An 18,706-nucleotide genomic window follows, 5' to 3' on the forward strand; every position below is an offset into this window, starting at 1 on the left:
GGTGGTTGTCGACGCCGCAGAATTCGGCACACCCACCTTCTTGACAGGTGTCAAGTCACCTGTCGTAGAGTGCCGTCATGCAGATTCGCCAGCACGTGGGCAGCGGGAAACCGGCCGTGATCTTGCACCCGTCCGGCACGGTGGTGACGTTCGACGAGTTGGAGGCCCGGGCCAACCGGCTGGCGCATCACTTCCGGGCCAACGGGCTCGTCGAGGGTGACGTCGTTGCCATCCTGATGGAGAACAACGAGCACATGCATGCGGCGATGTGGGGCGCGCGGCGCAGTGGCCTGTACTACGTGCCGATCAACATTCACCTGACGCCCGCCGAAGCCGCCTACATCATCGAGAACAGTGGCGCCGCCGCGGTGATCGGTTCGGCGGCTCTCAGTGACACGTGTGCCGGCTTGGCCGAGCACCTGAAGGGTGGGCTGCCCAAGCTGCTCATGATCGCCGACGGTGACCTGCCAGGTTGGGATCGCTACCCGGAATGCGTTGCGGCTTATCCCGATACGCCGATCGACGACGAGATCGAAGGCGACCTGCTGCAGTACTCGTCGGGCACGACGGGGCGCCCGAAGGGCATCAAGCGCGAGCTGACGCATCTGCCGCCGGCCGAGGTGCCCGGGCTCATGAAGATGCTGATGAGCTTCTGGCTCCCCAAGGATGCCGTCTACCTGAGCCCGGCGCCGCTGTACCACACCGCGCCCTCGGTGTGGTCGATGCAGATTCAGGCCGAGGGCGTCACCACGGTCGTGATGGAGAAGTTCGACGCCGAGGGCTGTCTGGACGCCATCGCGCGCTACGGCATCACGCACGGCCAGTTCGTGCCCGTGATGTTCACCCGGATGCTGAAACTGCCGCAGTCCGTGCGGGATTCGTACGACCTGTCGTCGCTCAAGCGCGTCATGCACGCCGCTGCCCCGTGCCCGGTGGAGATCAAGAAGCAGATGATCGACTGGTGGGGCCCGATCGTCGACGAGTACTACGCGTCGTCCGAGGCCATCGGCTCCACGCTGATCACGGCCGAGGACTGGCTGATCCACCCCGGGTCGGTCGGCAAGCCCATGCTGGGCGTCCTGCACATCCTCGACGAGGACGGCAACGAGCAGCCGCAGGGCGTACCGGGCGAGATCTATTTCGAGGGCGGGAACACCTTCGAGTACCTGGACGACGCCGAAAAGACCGCGGCTTCAAGGGATGCGCACGGCTGGGCGACCGTCGGCGACATCGGCTACCTCGACGAGGACGGCTACCTCTACCTCACCGACCGCCGGCATCACATGATCATCAGTGGCGGTGTGAACATCTATCCGCAGGAAGCGGAGAACGTCCTCGTCACGCATCCCAAGGTGATGGACGCCGCGGTGTTCGGTATTCCGGATGCCGAGATGGGCCAGAGCGTGAAAGCGGTTGTGCAGACCGTGGATCCGGCCGACGGCACCGAGGAGTTCGGTGCGGAGCTGCTGACCTGGTTGCGGGACCGGCTGACGCACTACAAGTGCCCGCGGTCCATCTCCTTCGAAGCGCAATTACCGCGGACCGACACGGGCAAGCTGTACAAGCAATCGCTGATCGAGAAGTACTCTGTGTGACGTGCCCACTGGCGGACCGTTTTTCGAGGACCTCAGCATAGGTTAGGTCTTCGACTGGGCGCCCGGCATGACGCTCACCGACGGTGCGGCGGCGGTACACCAGGCCATCGTCGGTGACCGGATGCGGCTGCCGTTGGACGCCGCTCTGGCCGCCGCGGTCACCGGATCACCGCGGGCGCTGGCGCACCCCGCGCTGGTGTGCGACATCGCGATCGGTCAGTCGACGCTGGTGACCCGACGAGTCAAGGCGAATCTGTTCTACCGCGGGCTGCGGTTCCACCGCTTCCCGCACATCGGCGACACCATCACCACCCGCACCGAAGTCGTTGGGCTCAAACAGAATTCAGTCAAGCCGGGCCGGCCGCGTACGGGGCTGGCGGCGCTGCGCATGATCACCATCGACCAGGACGGCCGCACGGTGCTCGACTTCCACCGGTGCGCCATGCTGCCCCTGCGCGACGACGCCGACGACACCGGCCACGCCGACGACCTCAGCACCATCGGCAGTGCCACGCCCGGGCTCCCGGACCCGACTTCGGAGTGGAATGCCGACGCGTGGCGCTCGGGGGCGCCCGGCGAGAATTTCGATCCGGAGCTCGCCGGCCAGGTGTTCACCAGCACGGCCGACGTCGTCAGCAGCGCCCCGGAACTGGCCCGCCTGACCCTCAACGTCGCTGCCACGCATCATGATTCGCGCGTGGCCGGCACTCGGCTGGTGTACGGCGGGCACACCATCGGCCTGGCGCTTGCCCAGGCCACCCGGCTCCTGCCGAACATCGTCACCGTCCTGGGCTGGGAGTCCTGCGACCACACCGGCCCCGTGCACGAGGGCGACACTCTCTACAGCGAGTTGCACGTCGAGGCCGCGCACGAGACGCCGGGCCGCGGCGGGACACTCGATCTGCGGTCCGTGGTGTTCGCGGTCGACGCCGACGGACCCGACCGGCAGGTACTGGACTGGCGGTTCAGCGTCCTGCAGTTCTGAGCATTGTCAGAATGGCGGCGTGAGCGCGTTGCGGTTGTCCGATCTGGGCAGTGACCCGGAGTCGGTGCTGCGGCTGGTCCGGTTTTTCGACGACCTCGATGCCTCGGGTGTCGACGGGGTGCTGGAGGCGGCGCAGGTCGTCGCCGGGTGTCCCGTCCACGTGCGGTGGGACGGCTCGGCACCAGAGGTCTGGCTGGAGCGCGACGCCCCGGCCCACCCGTTGGACGGCGTCCTGCTCGACCGGGTGCGGCACACGCTGGGTGACATCGGCGCCCGGGTGCCGCCGAGCTTCGGTGACCCGGCGCTGGTCGAGGTGGTGCTGTCGAGCCGGGAGCGCCCGGAGGACCGGGCGCGGGCGATCAGGCTGCTGGGGCTCGACGAGTCCCGCGAGGTCAGGGTGCTGGCGGTGTCGGCACAGTCGTCGCCGGAAGCCCTGCGAGTCATCACGTCGGCCCTGACCGCGGTGTCGGTGCGGACCGCGGACCTGGGCACCGCGACGGCGGTGGTGTGCCAGGGCCGGACCGACACGCGTGCGCTGTCCGACGAACTGGACCAGGCGATCGTCACGGCATTCCCGGCGCCGTTACCGGTCGGCGCCGACCGGGGGCCGTGGGTCGGTCTCGGGGCGGCTGGCGGCGTGTTCGCGGCGCCGACCTCGTGGTCCCAGGCGCTGCGGGCGCTGCGCTTCGCGTCGTCGACCGGTTTCGGGCGGCGTGCCGTCGCCTACGAGCGGTTGAGCGCGCTCGAGCTGCTGGCCGAGCTGCCGCCCGAGGCCACGCGCGGCAGTCACGCGCTGGCCCGCATCAACGAGATCGCGGCGACACCCACCGGCCGGCTGCAGGTCGAGACGGCCGAGGCGTTCTGCGTGTTCGGTTCGCTGCGGCGGACGGCCGAGGAGCTGCACGTGCACCACAGCACCGTGGCCGCGCGGCTCGCGCACATCGAATCCCAGTTGGGCTGGGATATGGACGATCCGCTGGACCGGTTCTCGGCGACCCTCGTGCTGATGATCCGCCGGATCGCGCTGTCGTCGGCGGAGCTGACGGACTGAGCCCGGTCAGCCCGCAAGCGGAACGATCATGAACGTGGCAGTGGACCGGGCCAACACCCGCTCCGCGGCGTCGACAATCGAGCATTCGCAGCTCAGCAGCCGGCGTCCGACATTCACCACCTGGGCTTCGGCGACCAGCGGGCCGCCGTGCGGCTGCCGGTAGTACCGGACATGCATGTCGGTGGTGACGGGGATTTCTGATCCGAGGTCGAAGAGTCCTTCGAGGCAAAAGCCGGACGCGGCGTCTGCGAGCGTCGCCAGCATCCCGCCGTGGATGCCGCCGGGCGTGATCCCTTCGAGGTCCGGCGCGAGCGGCATCGACAGGATCGCGACACCCTGCTCCTGCCAGACCACGCTGAGCTGCAGGTGTCGGTGAACGGGAGACCGCCGCAGATCTTGGGTCGCTTCGAGCGGATCGCGGAACGCGTGCGCCATGGCCGGGCACCTCCTGTCGCGCGGGAGATCCGCATGTTATCGCCCTCAGCAACGGCCGGCACTGATTAGCCGTATCCGACGATCGTCGGGAAATATCCCGGTAAGACGCGACGTATGTCGGATGACCGCGCGCGTCCGGGTTCGTGATGATGGCCACACAAGCGTGAACAGCCCACGCTCAGTCACAGACCCGAGGAGTACCCACATGGCCGTCATCGACCCCACCAAGACCTGGGAACTGGTGGAGGAACGCCTGTCGCGCACCACGAACGAGCGCCACCGCCAGGTGCTGGGCATCGTGCTCGAACACATGAAGGCGGAGGCCGTGCCGGACATGGATCGTCTGATGGCCACGTTGTCCCCGAACCCGGATTACCACTTCTGGTACGCCAACACCGACATGGGCCCGAAGACCACCGAAGGCGTGCGCGCCTATTACGAGGCGTTCGTGGCCAGCGGCGCGAATCATCTCGTCTTCGAGGTCGATCGCCTCGCCGTCGACGATGATCTGGTGATGACCGAAGGCTGGATGAAGATGATCTACCCGGGCGCGTCCGCGCAGGCCATCGGTGTGGACGTCGACGACCCGAACGGCGACTACCTGCTGGTGTTCCGTCAGCTGATCAACTGGCCGATCGACGCCGACGGCCTGATCATCGGCGAGGACGCGTATCAGACCGGCCCGGTCAGCGTCACCAAGCTCGGTGTGGCAGACCTGCCGCAGGCGTACATCGACCAGAAGGCCGCCGCCGCCAATGCCTGAACGCCGCGAGGACATCGCAGCCCTGCTGCTCGACCGCCTCGGCGATGAGCGGCTGGGGCTGCGGACCCGGGACCAGGACTGGACCTGGGACGAGGTGGTCCGCGAGTCCGCTGCCCGCGGCGCGTACGCCGCCGAACTGCGGGCTGACGGGCCGTTTCACATCGGCGTCCTGCTGGACAACGTGCCCGACTTCATCTTCTGGTTGGGCGGCGCCGCGCTGTCCGGGGCCACGATCGTCGGCATCAACCCGACGCGCGGCAACACGGAACTGGCCGGCGAGGTCCGCCATGCGGACTGTCAGCTGATCGTCACGGATTCGGCTGGGCGGGAACGGCTTACGGGCCTCGACCTCGGGCTGACGCCCGACCGCATCCTCGTCGTCGACGACCCCACCTACCAAGAAGCGATTTGTGCACGAAAATCCGCGGCCGGCGCGGAAAATCGTGCACAAATCGCTGTGGCAGACGGCGTCGGCGCCGAAACGCTGATGCTGCTGCTGTTCACCTCCGGCACGACGGGCGCGTCGAAGGCCGTCAAGTGCAGCCAGGGCCGCCTGGCGTGGATCGCCTACTCGGCCGTCGACAAGTTCAACCACGTCCGCGACGACGTCGACTACTGCTGTATGCCGCTGTTCCACGGCAACGCCATCATGGCGCTGTGGGCGCCGGCGCTGGCTGTCGGCGCGACCGTCTGCCTGACCCCGAGCTTCTCGGCGTCCGGCTTCCTGCCCGACGTGCGGTATTTCGGTGCGACGTTCTTCACCTACGTCGGCAAGGCACTCGGCTATCTGCTGGCCACCCCCGAATTGCCCGACGACGCCGACAACCCGCTCAACCGCGGGTTCGGCACCGAGGCCTCACCGGAGGACCAGGCCTACTTCAAGCGCCGGTTCGGCGCGGAGCTGTACGAGGGGTACGGCTCCAGCGAGGGCGGCGGCGCCGTCGTACTCGACCCGAACCAGCCCGAGGGGGCACTCGGCCGTCCCGCCCATCCGGGTGTCGCGATCGTCAACCCCGAAACGATGATCGAGTGTGTCCCGGCGGTTTTGGACCGGCACGGCCGCATCCTCAACCCCGACGACGCCGTCGGCGAGATCGTCGACAAGCTCGGCACCAAGAAGTTCGAGGGCTACTACAAGAACGACTCCGCCGACGCCGACCGCATCCGAAACGGCTGGTACTGGACCGGCGACCTGGGTTACCTCGACGAGAACGGCTTCATCTACTTCGCCGGCCGGCGCGGGGACTGGATTCGGGTCGACGGCGAGAACACGTCGGCCCTGTCGATCGAGCGTGTGCTGCGGCGCCATCCCGAGGTGATCGCCGCCGGGGTATACGCGGTGCCGGACCCCCGCTCGGGCGATCAGGTGATGGCCGCGATCGAGGTCGCTGACCCCATCCTGTTCGGCGTCGACAAGTTCGTGCAGTACCTGAACGACCAGGACGACCTCGGCAAGAAGGGCATGCCGCGGTTCCTGCGGATCTCGGATTCGTTGCCGGTCACCGGCTCCAACAAGGTGCTCAAGCGCGAACTGCAGGCGGACAAGTGGCACACCGACGAACTGGTGTACCGCTGGGTGGGTCGGGGCGTACCGGTTTACGGCCTGATGTCGGACGATGCCAAGCGCGCGTTGGACGATGAGTTCACGCAGTACGGACGGCAGCGATACCTATAGGGAGTTTGGGCATGACGGACTGGGACTCGACGGTTGACGTGCTGGTGGCGGGCTCTGGTGGCGGTGGCGTCACCGGCGCCTACACCGCCGCGCGTGAGGGACTCGAGGTGCTGCTGGTCGAGGCCACCGACAAGTTCGGCGGCACCACTGCCTACTCCGGTGGCGGTGGCGTGTGGTTCCCGTGCAACCCCGTGCTGCAGCGGGCCGGCACCGACGACACCATCGAGGATGCGCTCGAGTACTACCACGCCGTCGTCGGCGACCGGACGCCGCGCGAGCTGCAGGACACCTACGTCCGCGGCGGCGCGCCGCTGATGGAGTACCTGGAAGCCGATCCCAACATCAAGTTCGACATGCTGCCCTGGCCCGACTACTTCGGGAAGATGCCCAAGGCCCGGCTGGACGGTCAGCGGCACGTCGCGGCCCGTCCGCTGAAGATCGAAAAGGCGCCTGAATTCAAGGAATTGGTGCGCGGCCCGCTCGACAACGACCGGCTCGGCGTCCCGCAGCCCGACGACTACTTCATCGGCGGCCGGGCGCTGATCGCCCGCTTCCTGGTGGCGCTGAAGCAATACCCTTCGGCGACAACACAACTCAACACCGCACTGGTCGAGCTGGTCACCGAGGACGGCGCCGTCGTCGGAGCTGTTGTCGAGACCGACGGGGTCCGCAAGGCGATCAGGGCACGCAAGGGCGTGCTGCTCGCGGCCGGCGGCTTCGAGGGCAACGACGAGCTGCGGCACAAGTACGGCGTGCCCGGCGAGGCGCGAGACACCATGGGGCCCTGGGGAAATCTGGGTCAGGCGCATGAGGCGGGCATCGCCGTGGGCGCCGACACCGATCTGATGGAGCAGGCGTGGTGGTCACCCGGCCTGACCCATCCGGACGGTCGCAGCGCGTTCGCGCTGTGGTTCACCGGCGGCATTTTCGTCGACCAGGACGGCAAGCGGTTCGTCAACGAATCCGCGGCGTACGACCGCATCGGCCGCGTCGTCGTGGACCGGCTGGCCAAGGGCGAGATGACGTTGCCGTTCTGGATGATCTACGACGACACCGATGGTGGGGTGCCGCCGATCAAGGCGACCAACGTGTCGATGGTCGAGACCGAGAAGTACGTCGATGCCGGGCTGTGGCACACCGCGGACACCCTGGACGAGCTGGCCGTCAAGATCGGTGTCCCGGCCGAGCAGCTCGCCGCGACCGTCAAACAGTTCAACGAATACGCCGACGCGGGCTCCGACCCCGACTTCAGCCGCGGCGACGAGGCCTACGACCGTGCCTTCTCTGGCGGCGCCTGCCCGATGGTCCGGATCGACAAGGCGCCGTTCCACGCTGCCAAGTTCGGCATCTCCGACCTGGGCACCAAGGGCGGCCTGCGCACCGACACCACCGGTCAGGTGCTCGACACCGCCGGCAACCTGATTCCCGGGCTGTACGCGGCGGGCAACACCATGGCCGCGCCGAGCGGCTACGCCTACCCGGGCGGTGGCAACCCGATCGGCACCAGCATGGTGTTCTCCCACCTGGCGGTGCTCGATATGGTCAAACGAGAGTCTTCGTAAGGGTCCTGGTTCCAGGGCTCGGCGAATTCGAAAGGGGCACAAGATGACTGAGGCCGAGGTCCGGCATATCGATGCCGGCGTCGAGATGACGCGGTTCGCGCGCGGCTGGCACTGCATCGGGCTGGCCGAGTCGTTCCGGGACGGAAAGCCGCACTCGGTGCAGGCGTTCGGGACCAAGCTCGTGGTGTTCGCCGACTCCACCGGCGCCATCAAGGTGCTCGACGGGTACTGCCGCCACATGGGTGGTGACCTGTCGCAGGGCACCGTGAAAGGCGACGCGGTGGCGTGCCCGTTCCATGACTGGCGTTGGGGCGGGGACGGCAAGTGTCAGTTGGTGCCGTACGCCAAGCGCACGCCGCGGCTGGCCCGCACCCGCGCCTGGCAGACCACCGAGGTCAACGGGCAGCTGCTGCTCTGGCACGACCCCGAGGGTTCGACGCCCGGGCCGGAGCTGACCCCGCCGACCATCGAGGGTTACGAGGAGGGCCAGTGGTCGCCGTGGCAGTGGAACTCGCTGCTGATCGAGGGGTCGCACTGTCGCGAGATCGTCGACAACAACGTCGACATGGCGCACTTCTTCTACATCCACCACGCCTACCCGACGTACTTCAAGAACGTCATCGAGGGCCACACCGCCAGCCAGTTCATGGAGTCCAAGCCGCGCCCGGACTACGCGACCCGTGAGCTGTGGGACGGCACCTACCTGCGCTCGGAGGCGACGTATTTCGGGCCGGCGTACATGATCAACTGGCTGCACAACGATCTGGCCCCGAACTTCACGGTCGAGATCGCGCTGATCAACTGCCACTACCCCGTGACGCATGATTCGTTCGTGCTGCAGTGGGGAGTGGCGGTGCAGAACAATCCGGCGTTGCCGGCGGACAAGACCGAGAAGCTGGCAGCGTCGTTGAGCCGCAGTTTCGGCGACGGCTTCATGGAAGACGTCGAGATCTGGAAGAACAAGACGCGCATCGAGAACCCGCTGCTGACCGAGGAAGACGGTCCGGTCTACCAGCACCGCCGTTGGTACGAGCAGTTCTATGTCGACGTCGCCGACATCAAGCCCGACATGGTCGCCCGCTTCGAGCAGGAGGTCGACACCACGCACGCCAACGACCTGTGGCGCGAAGAGGTCGCCAAGAATCTGGCCAACCGCACTCCGGTCGGCAAGGCACACGCCGTCCAGTAGTCGCCGAAAAGCACTGAGCCGCTCTCGTTTTCGAGGGCGGCTCAGTGGTCAGATCGGGGTGTCGGACTCAGCGGGCGGGGCTCAGCGGGCCGGGTGCGCCTGCGGGCTCTGCACGATGGCGGCCAGCTGGCCCAGGTTCTGCAGCTTGTCCATGTCCGGAGCGGACGGGACGGGGACCGCGGAGAACGCGGGCAGCACCGGGTCGGCCGGCTTGTCCTGCAGCATGCCGAGGGCCATGTAGCCGGCCACGCCCAGACCTGCTGCCGTCAGCACCACCACAGCGGTGGAACGCCGGAACAGCTGCCGCAGGGGGCCGATGTTTTCGGTCGTCTGATGGGTCAGGGTGGTCATTGCCGTGCCTCTTCTCGGTGAAGATCACGACCGAGGTGGTCGTTGGTCTGTTCAACAACCATGCGCCCCGAAATGCTTCCCCGCAAGGGTTTATTTGATCGACTAATATTTTAAAAACCACGCATGACCTGCATAAACATCAATTAGATAGTATAATCTAAGTAACGAAGATCACGTTCGCGCGGCAGCTGGCGGGCGGGATCGTCAGTGCCGCAGCGGGTTGCGGCAGCCGCATCGGCGGTGCCGGCGCGCGATGAGTTAGCCGTCGGGGCTAGCCGACGACCGCCGGGTTCAGCAGCGGCCGCAGGAACTCGACCTGGCTGGCAAAGAACGCCCGGGCCACCTGGGTCTTGGCGGCGACGCCGTCGAACCCGTGATAAGCGCCCGGCACCACTTCCAGTTCGCACGGCACGCCCGCCGCCCGCAGCCGCTCGGCGTACTCGACATCCTCGTCGTGGAAGACATCGAAGGTCCCGACCCCGACCCAGGCCGGCGGGAGACCGGACAGATCGGCGCGCCGGGCGGGGACGGCCACCGCGGGGTCGGCGCCGCCAAGATACGCGCGCCAGCCGAAGCGGTTCGACTTCTGGGTCCACAGCCGGTGCCCCGGATGGTCCAGCCCGGGCCGGCTACCCGACCGGTCGTCGATCATCGGATATACCAAAAGCTGTGCTGCCAGGGGTATTTCACCGCGGTCATGCGCCAGCTGGGCCAACGCCGCGCTCATGCCGCCGCCGGCGCTGGCGCCGCCGACCGCCACCCGTGCCGGGTCGACGGCCGGCAGGTCGACCAGCCAGCGCAGCGCCGTATAGCAGTCCTCTAGCCCGGCCGGATACGGATTGTCGGGCGCCAGCCGGTATTTGACCGCGGCCACGGTGATGCCCAGGGCGTCCGCGAAACGCCGGCACAGCGCGTCGTCCTGCGCCGGGCTGCCGATGACGTAGCCGCCGCCGTGAATCCACAGCAGCGCGCCGCCCCGGTCCGCGCCGGTGGACGGGCGGTGCAGCCGGATCCCGACGCCCGACGGCAGGGTCAGCACCTCGACGTTGTCGGGGGTGCGGCGTTCCTGCAGGTCGGACAGTACGCGGACGAAGCGGAGGTTCCACGGCGTGATGGGACTACGCGGCATGAACCGTGCGGCCCGCGCCAGCTCGGGGTGGAAGTCGACTGTTTGCGAGAGGCCCGGCATTCAACCGACATTACTGATCGGCGCGCGTCAGGGCGGGACACGCTTGCAGTTCACACACAGGAAACTCGTTGTCCTGCGCGAAGCTGAGCATCAGTGTTCACTGAAACGCTATGACTTCCACGCCGCACAAGCATGCCGAGCCACCCGGTCTGACGGCCGAGGACGCGGGCTACCACCACACCCTCAAACCGCGTCAGCTGCAGATGATCGCGATCGGCGGTGCCATCGGCACCGGCCTGTTCCTGGGTGCCGGTGGCCGGCTGCACAACGCGGGGCCGGGGCTGTTCCTCGTCTACCTGATCTGCGGCGGGTTCGTCTTCCTGATCCTGCGGGCCCTGGGCGAGCTGGTGCTGCACCGGCCGTCGTCGGGGTCGTTCGTGTCGTACGCGCGGGAGTTCCTCGGGGAGAAGGCGGCTTATGTCGCCGGCTGGATGTACTTCCTGAACTGGGCCATGACGTCGATCGTCGACTCGACCGCCATCGCCACCTACTTCCACTACTGGTCGGCGTTCGACGCTATCCCGCAGTGGCTGATCGCGCTGATCGCCCTGGCCATCGTGCTGAGCATGAACCTGATCTCGGTGACGCTGTTCGGCGAGCTCGAGTTCTGGGCGGCCCTGATCAAAGTCGTGGCGCTGGTGACCTTCCTGGTCGTCGGCACGGTGTTCCTGGCGGGCCGCTTCAAGGTCGACGGTCAGTCCACCGGCTTCAGCGTCATCGCGGACCACGGCGGCCTGTTCCCGACCGGCCTGCTACCACTGGTGGTGGTGACCTCGGGCGTCGTCTTCGCTTATGCCGCAGTCGAACTCGTCGGCACCGCGGCGGGTGAGACGGCAGAACCGCACAAGATCATGCCGCGCGCCATCAACTCGGTGATCTTCCGCATCGCGCTCTTCTACGTCGGCTCGCTGGTGCTGCTCGGGCTGCTGCTGCCGTACTCGGCATACAAGCCGGGGGAGAGCCCGTTCGTCACGTTCTTCTCGAAGATCGGTTTCGAGGGCGCCGGCACCCTGATGAACGTCGTCGTGCTCACGGCCGCGTTCTCCAGCCTGAACGCCGGGCTGTACTCGACCGGCCGCATCCTGCGCTCCATGGCGATGAACGGCAGCGCCCCGAAGTTCACCGGCGTCATGTCGAAACGTGGTGTGCCCTATGGCGGTATCTGTCTGACCGCCAGCATCGGCCTGCTCGGTGTCGTGCTCAACGGCGTCGTGCCGGCGCAGGCCTTCGAGATCGTGCTGAACATGGCGGCGCTGGGCATCATCGCGTCGTGGGCCACCATCGTGATCTGTCAGCTGCAACTGTTCCGCTGGTCGCAGCGCGGTGAGATCGCCAGGCCGGCGTTCCGGATGTGGGGCGCGCCGTACACCGGATACGCCACGCTGGCGTTCCTGGCCGCGGTGCTGGTGCTGATGGCGTTCGACAAGCCGGTCGGCACCTGGACGGTGGCGACGCTGGTGCTCATCATCCCGGCACTGATCCTGGGCTGGTACGCGGCGCGGGGCCGGGTCCTGGCGATCGCCAAGGAGCGCGAGGGCTTCACCGGCCAGTTCCCGGTGGTCGCCAACCCGCCGCCACCGGGCGAACGTCAACCTTGACGCGTTGAGGTTTACCGCCGGCCGATTAGGGGTTTACTTGGCTGGTGGAGATCATGTCGCCGACCGATGCCATGTTCCTGCTCGGCGAGTCGCGGGAACACCCGATGCACGTCGGCGGACTGCAGCTGTTCACCCCGCCGGAGGGCGCCGGGCCCGAGTTCATCCATGACCTGCACCGGGACATGTTGGCGCACACCAACTTCAACCCCACCTACCGCAAGCGCCCGGCGCGGATTCTCGGCGGCATCGCCAGCTTCGGCTGGACGTATGACGACGACATCGACGTCGACTACCACCTGCGTCGCTCCGCGCTGCCCACGCCGGGACGGATTCGTGAGCTGCTCGACCTGTGCGGGCGGCTGCACACCAGCCTGCTGGACCGGCACCGCCCGCTGTGGGAGACATACCTCGTCGAGGGCCTCGACGACGGCCGGTTCGCGATCTACTCGAAGGCCCACCACGCGCTGCTGGACGGGGTTTCCGCTCTCCGGATGGCGATGCGCACGCTGTCCGACGACCCGTCCGAGCAGGAGGTCCGGGTGCCGTGGGACCTACCGTCCCGCAAGCGTGCGCCGAAGCAGAGCCCGTCCCTGATCGGTTCGGCGGTGGGCACCGTCGGCGCGGCGGCCGGTCTGGCGCCATCGGCGTTCCGGGTGGCTCGCGCGGTGTTGTTGGAGCAGAACCTGACCCGGACGTTCAGTGCGCCGAAGACGATGTTCAACGTCAAGATCGGTGGCGCCCGGCGGGTGGCGGCGCAGTCCTGGCCGATCGCCCGGATCAAGGCCGTCAAGCAGGCCGCCGGCGGCGTCACCGTCAACGACGTCGTACTGGCCATGTGCGCCGGTGCGCTGCGGGCCTACCTGCTCGAGCAGAACGCCCTGCCCGACGCGCCGCTGATCGCGATGGTCCCCGTGAGCCTGCGGTCCGAGGCCGACGCGGCTGCAGACCATCGCCGACTCGATGCGCGGCAACAAGCAGGTGTTCTCGGGGCTGTCGAAGACGGAGTCCATGGCCCTGTCGGCGCTGCTGCTGTCCCCGATCGCGCTGTCCGCCGTGCCGGGTTTCGTCGACGCCACCCCGCCGCCGTTCAACATCGTCATCTCGAACGTGCCGGGGCCGCGGGTGCCGATGTACTGGAAGGGCGCCCGCCTCGACGGGAACTATCCGCTGTCGATCGCGCTCGACGGGCAGGCGCTCAACATCACGCTGGTCAACAACGGCGACAACCTCGACTTCGGGTTGGTCGGTTGCCGGCACAGCGTGCCGCACCTGCAGCGGCTGCTGGGCCACCTCGAAGACTCGCTGGCGGACCTGGAGGCGGCGGTCCGCTAGGGGCGCCACGCGCGCGGCCGCCGTCGCATCTTCGCGGTACTGACCGGCTGGCGGAAAACCTGCCTGGAAATCGCGTGTGGTCAGTCTCGGCGCGCGCCTTACAGCGGCGGCGGGGCCCAGGGCAGGGTGATCGGGGCCAGGCCCGGGATCTCGAGCACGTGCGACGGCGGTGCCGGCTCGGCGGGAGCTGCCGGCTCGGCCGGGGGCGCCAGCGGCGGATGCGCCGGGTTGTCGACGGGCGAGGCCGGCGGCGCCGGCGGCACGGTCGTGTCGGTGACCGCCGGACTCGGTGCCTCGGCGGTATGGGTCACCGCCGACGAGGACGACGACGAGGACGACGACGAAGACGACGACGGCGCCACCGCTTCGGCACTCGGCGCGACTACCGGAGCCGCGGCGGTGGTCGGGGTGTTGCTCGTCGGGGCGACGGTCGTCGCGGTGGTGACGGGCGCCTGTGCCACCGGGCGCGGGGCCACCGGAGCCGGTACCGCGGTCGCGCCGCCGGGGGCCTTGATGCTGCCGGTCATCGGGCCGGGTGTCCGTGGTGCCAACGCGCAGAGCACCTGGTGGCTGCCGGCGGACCAGCTGGCCGGCCCGATGGGCCGGTGGTTGACGGTCAATGCGCTGGCGGACAAGGTCTTTGGTGCCAGATACGCGGCGGCCATCGTGAGGCAGGCGGGCCGCAGTACATCCTCCTGGTCGGCGTCCGAGGGCGGCGGGCCGTCGTGGAAGTGCGCGCCGAGGTCGATGGGCCCGACGACCTCGACCGAGTGCGGCTCGGCGCAGTCCACGGGTACGAGGCCCGTCTGACCGCCCTTCATGTCGGCGCCCAGGCAGGTGCCCGGCGGCCACACCCGGGACTGGTCCTGCTCGGCGACCAGCCCGCGGAACGGCAGCTGCTCGCCATTCGGGCCGGGCAGCTGCAATCCGCACAAGGAGATGTGTGATCCGGAACCCTCGGCACCCACCGAGCGCAGCAGGCCGTACGCGAACCGGCCGTTGGGGTCGTAGCGCGGTCCGAGGTACCGGCGGCCCGACACGGCGCAGGATTCCTGGTCGCCGTCGCCCTGGACCGAGTTGACGACCTCGAACAGGTGCGGGCTGCTGCACTGGACGAAGGCGGGGCGCTGTGGCGGCTCCGGTTGCCAGGTCAGGCAGCTGCCGGCATGCGCGCTGCGGAAGACGGCGTCGGTATGGTCGGCTTCGGTCGCGCCGCCGGCGGACGGGCCGACAGCGGCCACGGTGACCACGCCGGCGATCAGCTGGGCGCACAGCAAAGCCGCTAGCAAAGCGCGGCGTGGCGCCCAGAACTTGACCGATAGCACACTCATCGGTGCCTAGCGTGACATATTCGGCCGATCTACGCAGCTTGGCGGATCGATCTCCACCGAGTCTCTACCGTCTCGTGACGGGCGGAGGACTACTTGAGCAAAGGGTCGCGGGGCAGTCCGAGAATGCGTTCGGCGATGGTGTTCCGGGTGATCTCCGAGGTACCGCCGGCGATGGTCATGGCGCGGTAGCCCAGGTAGGCCTGGGTGAGTGTGGGAGTTTGCCCGGTCACGGCCGCGGGACCGGCCAGCTTCATGCCCAGCTCCGTCTGCCGCTGGCCCTGTTCCGCGACCACCAGTTTGGTGACATTGCCCTCGGGTCCCGGACCGGTGCCGGCGATCGCTCGGCTGATCCGTCGCAGATTCAGCAGCCGCAGGGTGTGTCCCTCGGCGATCACCGCGCCGGCGCGGTCGCGGAGCCCGGCCGCCTGCTCCGGCGGTGCCGCGTCCAACAGGGCGATCAGGTCGTCCGCACTGAAGCCGGATTGCGCGCCGGAGCCGCCGCCGATCGACAGGCGCTCGTTCCCCAGCGTGGCTCGCGCCACCAGCCAGCCCTTGTTGACGTCACCGATGACGTCGGCGTCCGGGACGAACACCTCGTCGAAGAACACCTCGTTGAAGTGGGCGTTGCCGGTCAGGCCCTTGAGGGGGTTGACGGTCACGCCGGGCGCCTTCATGTCGATCGCCATCATCGTGACGCCGGCGTGCTTGGGGGCATCGGGATCGGTGCGCACCGTGGCCAGACCCCACTGGCAGTACTGGGCCAGGCTGGTCCATACCTTCTGGCCGGTCACCAGCCAGCCGCCGTCGACCTTCTTGGCGCTGGTGCGCACGGCGGCCGCGTCCGAGCCGGCCTCGGGCTCGGAGAACAGCTGGCACCACATGATCTCGCCGCGCAGTACCGGGTACACCCAGCGCTCACGCTGGTCGTCGGTGCCGGCCTGGGCGATGGTCAGCGTCACCCAGCCGGTGATGCCGAGGTCGGGCCGCTCGACGTCGCGGAACTCCTCCTCGATGGCCAGCTGCTCCAGCACGCCCGCGTCCCGGCCCCACGGCTTGGGCCAGTGCGGCACCAGATAGCCGGAATCGACAAGGAAGTCCCGCTGCTCGTCCTCGGGCAGCGACCGCAGCGTGGCGACGGCATCGCGGGCGGCGGTGCGGTATTCGGCCGCTTCCTCGGGGAGGGCGAACGACGCGCCGTGGGCCCGGCCGGTGCGTTGTCCGTCGACCACATCGGCCAGCGGGTCGGCGCCGTCCGCGGTCAGCGCGGACAGCGTGAGGGCACGGCGCAGATACAGGTGTGCGTCGTGTTCCCAGGTGAAGCCGATGCCGCCGTGCAGCTGAATGTTGTTCTCGGCGTTGAAGACCTGGCTGTGGATCGCCTGGGTGGCGGCCACCGCGGCGCCGAACCAGGCGTCGTCCAGATCGTCGGCGCGGGCCGCATCCCACGCTGCGGCGGTGGTGAGTTCGGCCGCCACCAGCATGTTGGCGGCGTGGTGCTTGACGGCCTGGAAGGTGCCGATGGTGCGGCCGAACTGCTCCCGCACCTTGGCGTATTCGACGGCCATTTCCAGTGCCGCCCAACTGATCCCGACGGCCTCGGCAGCGGCCAGGATGCGAAAAGCGGTGTGCGCCTTGGTCGCCGCATCGCGGATGACGGCGATCGCCTCGGCCTGGTCCAGCGTCACCGAGCCGATGCTGCGCGTGGTGTCCGTGCTGTCGAGAGGGCTGACGGTGACGCCGGTGGCCTGCGCGTCGACGACCACCACGTCGTCACCGGCGACCAGGACCAGCAGCGCGGCATCAGGGGCGCCGAGCACCGTCGGGCTCTCGCCGAACACGGTGTGGGCAGTGCTGTGAACGTGGCCCGACAATCCCAGCGCGGCCACGGTGCTGCCATCGGCCATCCCGGGCAGCAGCGCGGCGCGCAGTTCGTCGGTTCCGCACCGGTCGATGACGACGGCGGCGGCGACGGTCGGCAGGAACGGCCCAGGACAGAGGTCGCGGCCTTGCGCCTCGAGTACGACCGCCAGCTCGGGCAGCCCGAACCCGGACCCGCCGAACTCCTCGGGGATGGCCAGGCCCTGCCAGCCCAGATCGGCGGCGGCTGTCCAGAAACCGGCCGGATGCGACGGTCCGCCCTCGAGCGTGGCGCGGGCGGCGGCCCGGCTGCCGAGCCGCCGCAGCAGTCCCGTCGCCGAGTCCGCGAGGTCGTTGTGGTCGTCGGTGATCGCCAGCGCAGAGGCACCCATGGCTCGACTGTAAGCACGACGGTACGGCTTCGAATAGGTCCTGACCAGCTGTGATGCACTTCACAAACGAACAGTCGCCGAACTGTGACCGCGAATGTGCTGTGGCCCCGAAACCCCGTGGTCAGGCCGGTGTACGCTCGCGAAATGACGGCTCGACCGAACAATGATGTTCACAGCCCTTCCTTGGCCACCCGGCTGCGCTGGTTCATGGCTGCCAAGCCCTCCGATCACCTGTTGGCGATGGCCACGGCCGCCGCGTCGCTGCCCGTGATCGGCAAGAGCCTCGAGCCGCTCGGCGGCGCCACTGCGATGACCCTCTGGGGCATGCGGCACGTGCCCAGCTTCTGGGCGTCCACGTCGAAGGCTCTGTTCACTCCCAGCGTTGCCGAGATCCGCCGCGCCGAGCGGGACTGCACCAACGAGGTCGTCCGGGCCGCGCTGACGGGCGTCGTGCCCCCGGCCGAACTCGACATCGAGTGGCCGGCGCCGGAGCGCACGCCGCCGTTCTGGCGGGCACGCGAACACCGGCGCCAGGTGCACCGCACCTCGGTGCGCTACGGCGACAGCCCGTCGCAGCTGCTGGATGTCTGGCGCGCCGACGACCTGCCCGCCGAGCCGGCCCCGGTTCTGATCTACCTGCCCGGCGGGGCCTGGGTGCACGGCAGCCGGCTGCTGCAGGGCTACGCCCTGATGAGCCATCTGGCCCAGCAGGGCTGGGTCTGTCTGTCCATCGACTACCGCGTGGCCCCGAATCACCGTTGGCCGCAACACATCACCGACGTCAAGACCGCGATCGCCTGGGCCCGGGCCAACGTCGACAAGTTCGGCGGCGACCGCAATTTCATCGCGATCTCCGGCGGCTCGGCCGGTGGGCACCTCGCCGCGCTGGCCGGCCTGACCGCCAACGACCCCGAACTGCAGACCGAGCTGCCCGAGGGCGCCGACACCTCGGTCGACGCCGTCGTCGGTATCTACGGCCGATACGACTGGGAGGACCGGTCGACCAAGGAACGCGAGGAATTCGTCGACTTCCTGGAGCGCGTCGTGGTCCGGCGCCGCATCGACAAGCATCCCGAGATCTACCGGCAGGCTTCGCCGATCGCGCGCGTGCACCGCGACGCACCGCCGTTCCTGGTCATTCACGGCAGCGGCGACAGCGTCATTCCGGTGGCGCAGGCGCGGGACTTCGTACACGAGCTGCGCGCGGTGTCCGCTTCGACGGTCAGCTATATCGAATTGCCCGGTGCCGGACACGGTTTCGACATGACGGACGGTGCCCGCACGGGATCGATGGCCACTGCCATAGGGTTGTTCCTCGATGAGGTTCGCCGGAACCAGAACCAGCACTGCGTCGAAGAGGTCGTCTAGACCGATCGACCGGCCGAGGTTCTGACCCGAAGC

General features: G+C 68.4%; 14 protein-coding genes and 1 pseudogene. 10 read left to right on the forward strand and 5 right to left on the reverse strand.

Features of this window, described 5'->3' with window-relative positions; all coding sequences use genetic code 11:
• The first annotated feature begins 77 nt into the window (after positions 1-77).
• The 3 genes from fadD4 to ACZ5IQ_RS00910 all read left to right on the forward strand — a co-directional run bounded on the left by fadD4 (position 78) and on the right by ACZ5IQ_RS00910 (position 3,631).
• Positions 78-1,595: a fatty-acid--CoA ligase FadD4 gene (gene fadD4 / locus ACZ5IQ_RS00900; protein ID WP_464480670.1), complete on the forward strand. Its 1,518-nt coding sequence runs from the start codon at positions 78-80 to the stop codon at positions 1,593-1,595.
• Positions 1,596-1,662: 67 nt separating this feature from the next.
• On the forward strand, positions 1,663-2,580 hold the full coding sequence (locus tag ACZ5IQ_RS00905) for a hotdog family protein (RefSeq protein WP_244872894.1): 918 nt from the start codon (positions 1,663-1,665) through the stop codon (positions 2,578-2,580).
• Between the two features lie 19 nt (positions 2,581-2,599).
• Positions 2,600-3,631, forward strand: coding sequence for a PucR family transcriptional regulator (locus ACZ5IQ_RS00910; protein WP_212807944.1), 1,032 nt, complete (start codon positions 2,600-2,602; stop codon positions 3,629-3,631).
• Positions 3,632-3,637: 6 nt separating this feature from the next.
• Here the strand turns inward: ACZ5IQ_RS00910 and ACZ5IQ_RS00915 are convergent, their stop codons facing one another.
• Positions 3,638-4,066, reverse strand: a complete 429-nt coding sequence (locus ACZ5IQ_RS00915) for a PaaI family thioesterase (protein ID WP_212807945.1) — start codon at positions 4,064-4,066, stop codon at positions 3,638-3,640.
• Between the two features lie 205 nt (positions 4,067-4,271).
• On the opposite strand from ACZ5IQ_RS00915, the gene ACZ5IQ_RS00920 reads away from it, so the two are divergent.
• Genes ACZ5IQ_RS00920 through ACZ5IQ_RS00935 form a run of 4 tightly spaced genes read left to right on the forward strand, consistent with a single transcriptional unit; the run spans position 4,272 to position 9,255 of the window.
• Positions 4,272-4,829 carry a nuclear transport factor 2 family protein gene (locus ACZ5IQ_RS00920; RefSeq protein ID WP_212807946.1) on the forward strand — a complete coding sequence of 186 codons (558 nt, stop codon included), beginning with the start codon at positions 4,272-4,274 and terminating at the stop codon, positions 4,827-4,829.
• A complete protein-coding gene (casI, locus tag ACZ5IQ_RS00925) occupies positions 4,822-6,504 on the forward strand; it encodes a steroid-22-oyl-CoA synthetase (RefSeq protein ID WP_406783906.1) in 1,683 nt (560 codons plus the stop codon). The genes ACZ5IQ_RS00920 and casI overlap by 8 nt, the downstream gene beginning before the upstream one ends.
• An 11-nt stretch (positions 6,505-6,515) precedes the next feature.
• Positions 6,516-8,066, forward strand: coding sequence for an FAD-binding protein (locus tag ACZ5IQ_RS00930; RefSeq protein WP_406783905.1), 1,551 nt, complete (start codon positions 6,516-6,518; stop codon positions 8,064-8,066).
• 43 nt (positions 8,067-8,109) lie between these two features.
• On the forward strand, positions 8,110-9,255 hold the full coding sequence (locus ACZ5IQ_RS00935) for a Rieske 2Fe-2S domain-containing protein (protein WP_406783904.1): 1,146 nt from the start codon (positions 8,110-8,112) through the stop codon (positions 9,253-9,255).
• A gap of 81 nt (positions 9,256-9,336) precedes the next feature.
• Here the strand turns inward: ACZ5IQ_RS00935 and ACZ5IQ_RS00940 are convergent, their stop codons facing one another.
• Both ACZ5IQ_RS00940 and ACZ5IQ_RS00945 read right to left on the reverse strand, forming a co-directional pair.
• On the reverse strand, positions 9,337-9,606 hold the full coding sequence (locus tag ACZ5IQ_RS00940; RefSeq protein WP_020103427.1) for a hypothetical protein: 270 nt from the start codon (positions 9,604-9,606) through the stop codon (positions 9,337-9,339).
• 271 nt (positions 9,607-9,877) lie between these two features.
• On the reverse strand, positions 9,878-10,795 hold the full coding sequence (locus ACZ5IQ_RS00945) for an alpha/beta hydrolase (RefSeq protein WP_406783903.1): 918 nt from the start codon (positions 10,793-10,795) through the stop codon (positions 9,878-9,880).
• A 110-nt stretch (positions 10,796-10,905) separates the two neighbouring features.
• On the opposite strand from ACZ5IQ_RS00945, the gene ACZ5IQ_RS00950 reads away from it, so the two are divergent.
• The gene (locus tag ACZ5IQ_RS00950) at positions 10,906-12,393 is read left to right on the forward strand and encodes an amino acid permease (RefSeq protein ID WP_212807951.1); all 1,488 of its coding nucleotides are present in this window, start codon (positions 10,906-10,908) and stop codon (positions 12,391-12,393) included.
• 44 nt (positions 12,394-12,437) lie between these two features.
• Positions 12,438-13,725: pseudogene (locus ACZ5IQ_RS00955) on the forward strand (WS/DGAT/MGAT family O-acyltransferase).
• A 98-nt stretch (positions 13,726-13,823) separates the two neighbouring features.
• Here ACZ5IQ_RS00955 and ACZ5IQ_RS00960 read toward each other — a convergent pair.
• Both ACZ5IQ_RS00960 and ACZ5IQ_RS00965 read right to left on the reverse strand, forming a co-directional pair.
• Positions 13,824-15,056, reverse strand: a complete 1,233-nt coding sequence (locus ACZ5IQ_RS00960; RefSeq protein WP_212807952.1) for a septum formation family protein — start codon at positions 15,054-15,056, stop codon at positions 13,824-13,826.
• An 89-nt stretch (positions 15,057-15,145) separates the two neighbouring features.
• Positions 15,146-17,305 carry an acyl-CoA dehydrogenase gene (locus ACZ5IQ_RS00965; protein WP_212807953.1) on the reverse strand — a complete coding sequence of 720 codons (2,160 nt, stop codon included), beginning with the start codon at positions 17,303-17,305 and terminating at the stop codon, positions 15,146-15,148.
• A gap of 144 nt (positions 17,306-17,449) precedes the next feature.
• On the opposite strand from ACZ5IQ_RS00965, the gene ACZ5IQ_RS00970 reads away from it, so the two are divergent.
• Positions 17,450-18,673, forward strand: a complete 1,224-nt coding sequence (locus ACZ5IQ_RS00970; RefSeq protein WP_226520364.1) for an alpha/beta hydrolase — start codon at positions 17,450-17,452, stop codon at positions 18,671-18,673.
• The last annotated feature ends 33 nt before the right edge of the window (positions 18,674-18,706 follow it).

The sequence above is a fragment of the Mycobacterium toneyamaense genome (assembly GCF_055384815.1).

Excerpts from the sequence above, each read along its gene's own strand:
- ACZ5IQ_RS00915 (WP_212807945.1), bottom strand. The coding sequence starts at position 4,066 with ATGGCGCACGCGTTCCGCGATCCGCTCGAAGCGACCCAAGATCTGCGG.
- ACZ5IQ_RS00945 (WP_406783903.1), bottom strand. The coding sequence starts at position 10,795 with ATGCCGGGCCTCTCGCAAACAGTCGACTTCCACCCCGAGCTGGCGCGG.
- casI (WP_406783906.1), top strand. The coding sequence starts at position 4,822 with ATGCCTGAACGCCGCGAGGACATCGCAGCCCTGCTGCTCGACCGCCTC.
- ACZ5IQ_RS00950 (WP_212807951.1), top strand. The coding sequence starts at position 10,906 with ATGACTTCCACGCCGCACAAGCATGCCGAGCCACCCGGTCTGACGGCC.
- ACZ5IQ_RS00965 (WP_212807953.1), bottom strand. The coding sequence starts at position 17,305 with ATGGGTGCCTCTGCGCTGGCGATCACCGACGACCACAACGACCTCGCG.
- ACZ5IQ_RS00960 (WP_212807952.1), bottom strand. The coding sequence starts at position 15,056 with ATGAGTGTGCTATCGGTCAAGTTCTGGGCGCCACGCCGCGCTTTGCTA.
- fadD4 (WP_464480670.1), top strand. The coding sequence starts at position 78 with ATGCAGATTCGCCAGCACGTGGGCAGCGGGAAACCGGCCGTGATCTTG.
- ACZ5IQ_RS00920 (WP_212807946.1), top strand. The coding sequence starts at position 4,272 with ATGGCCGTCATCGACCCCACCAAGACCTGGGAACTGGTGGAGGAACGC.
- ACZ5IQ_RS00940 (WP_020103427.1), bottom strand. The coding sequence starts at position 9,606 with ATGACCACCCTGACCCATCAGACGACCGAAAACATCGGCCCCCTGCGG.
- ACZ5IQ_RS00905 (WP_244872894.1), top strand. The coding sequence starts at position 1,663 with ATGACGCTCACCGACGGTGCGGCGGCGGTACACCAGGCCATCGTCGGT.
- ACZ5IQ_RS00935 (WP_406783904.1), top strand. The coding sequence starts at position 8,110 with ATGACTGAGGCCGAGGTCCGGCATATCGATGCCGGCGTCGAGATGACG.
- ACZ5IQ_RS00970 (WP_226520364.1), top strand. The coding sequence starts at position 17,450 with ATGACGGCTCGACCGAACAATGATGTTCACAGCCCTTCCTTGGCCACC.
- ACZ5IQ_RS00930 (WP_406783905.1), top strand. The coding sequence starts at position 6,516 with ATGACGGACTGGGACTCGACGGTTGACGTGCTGGTGGCGGGCTCTGGT.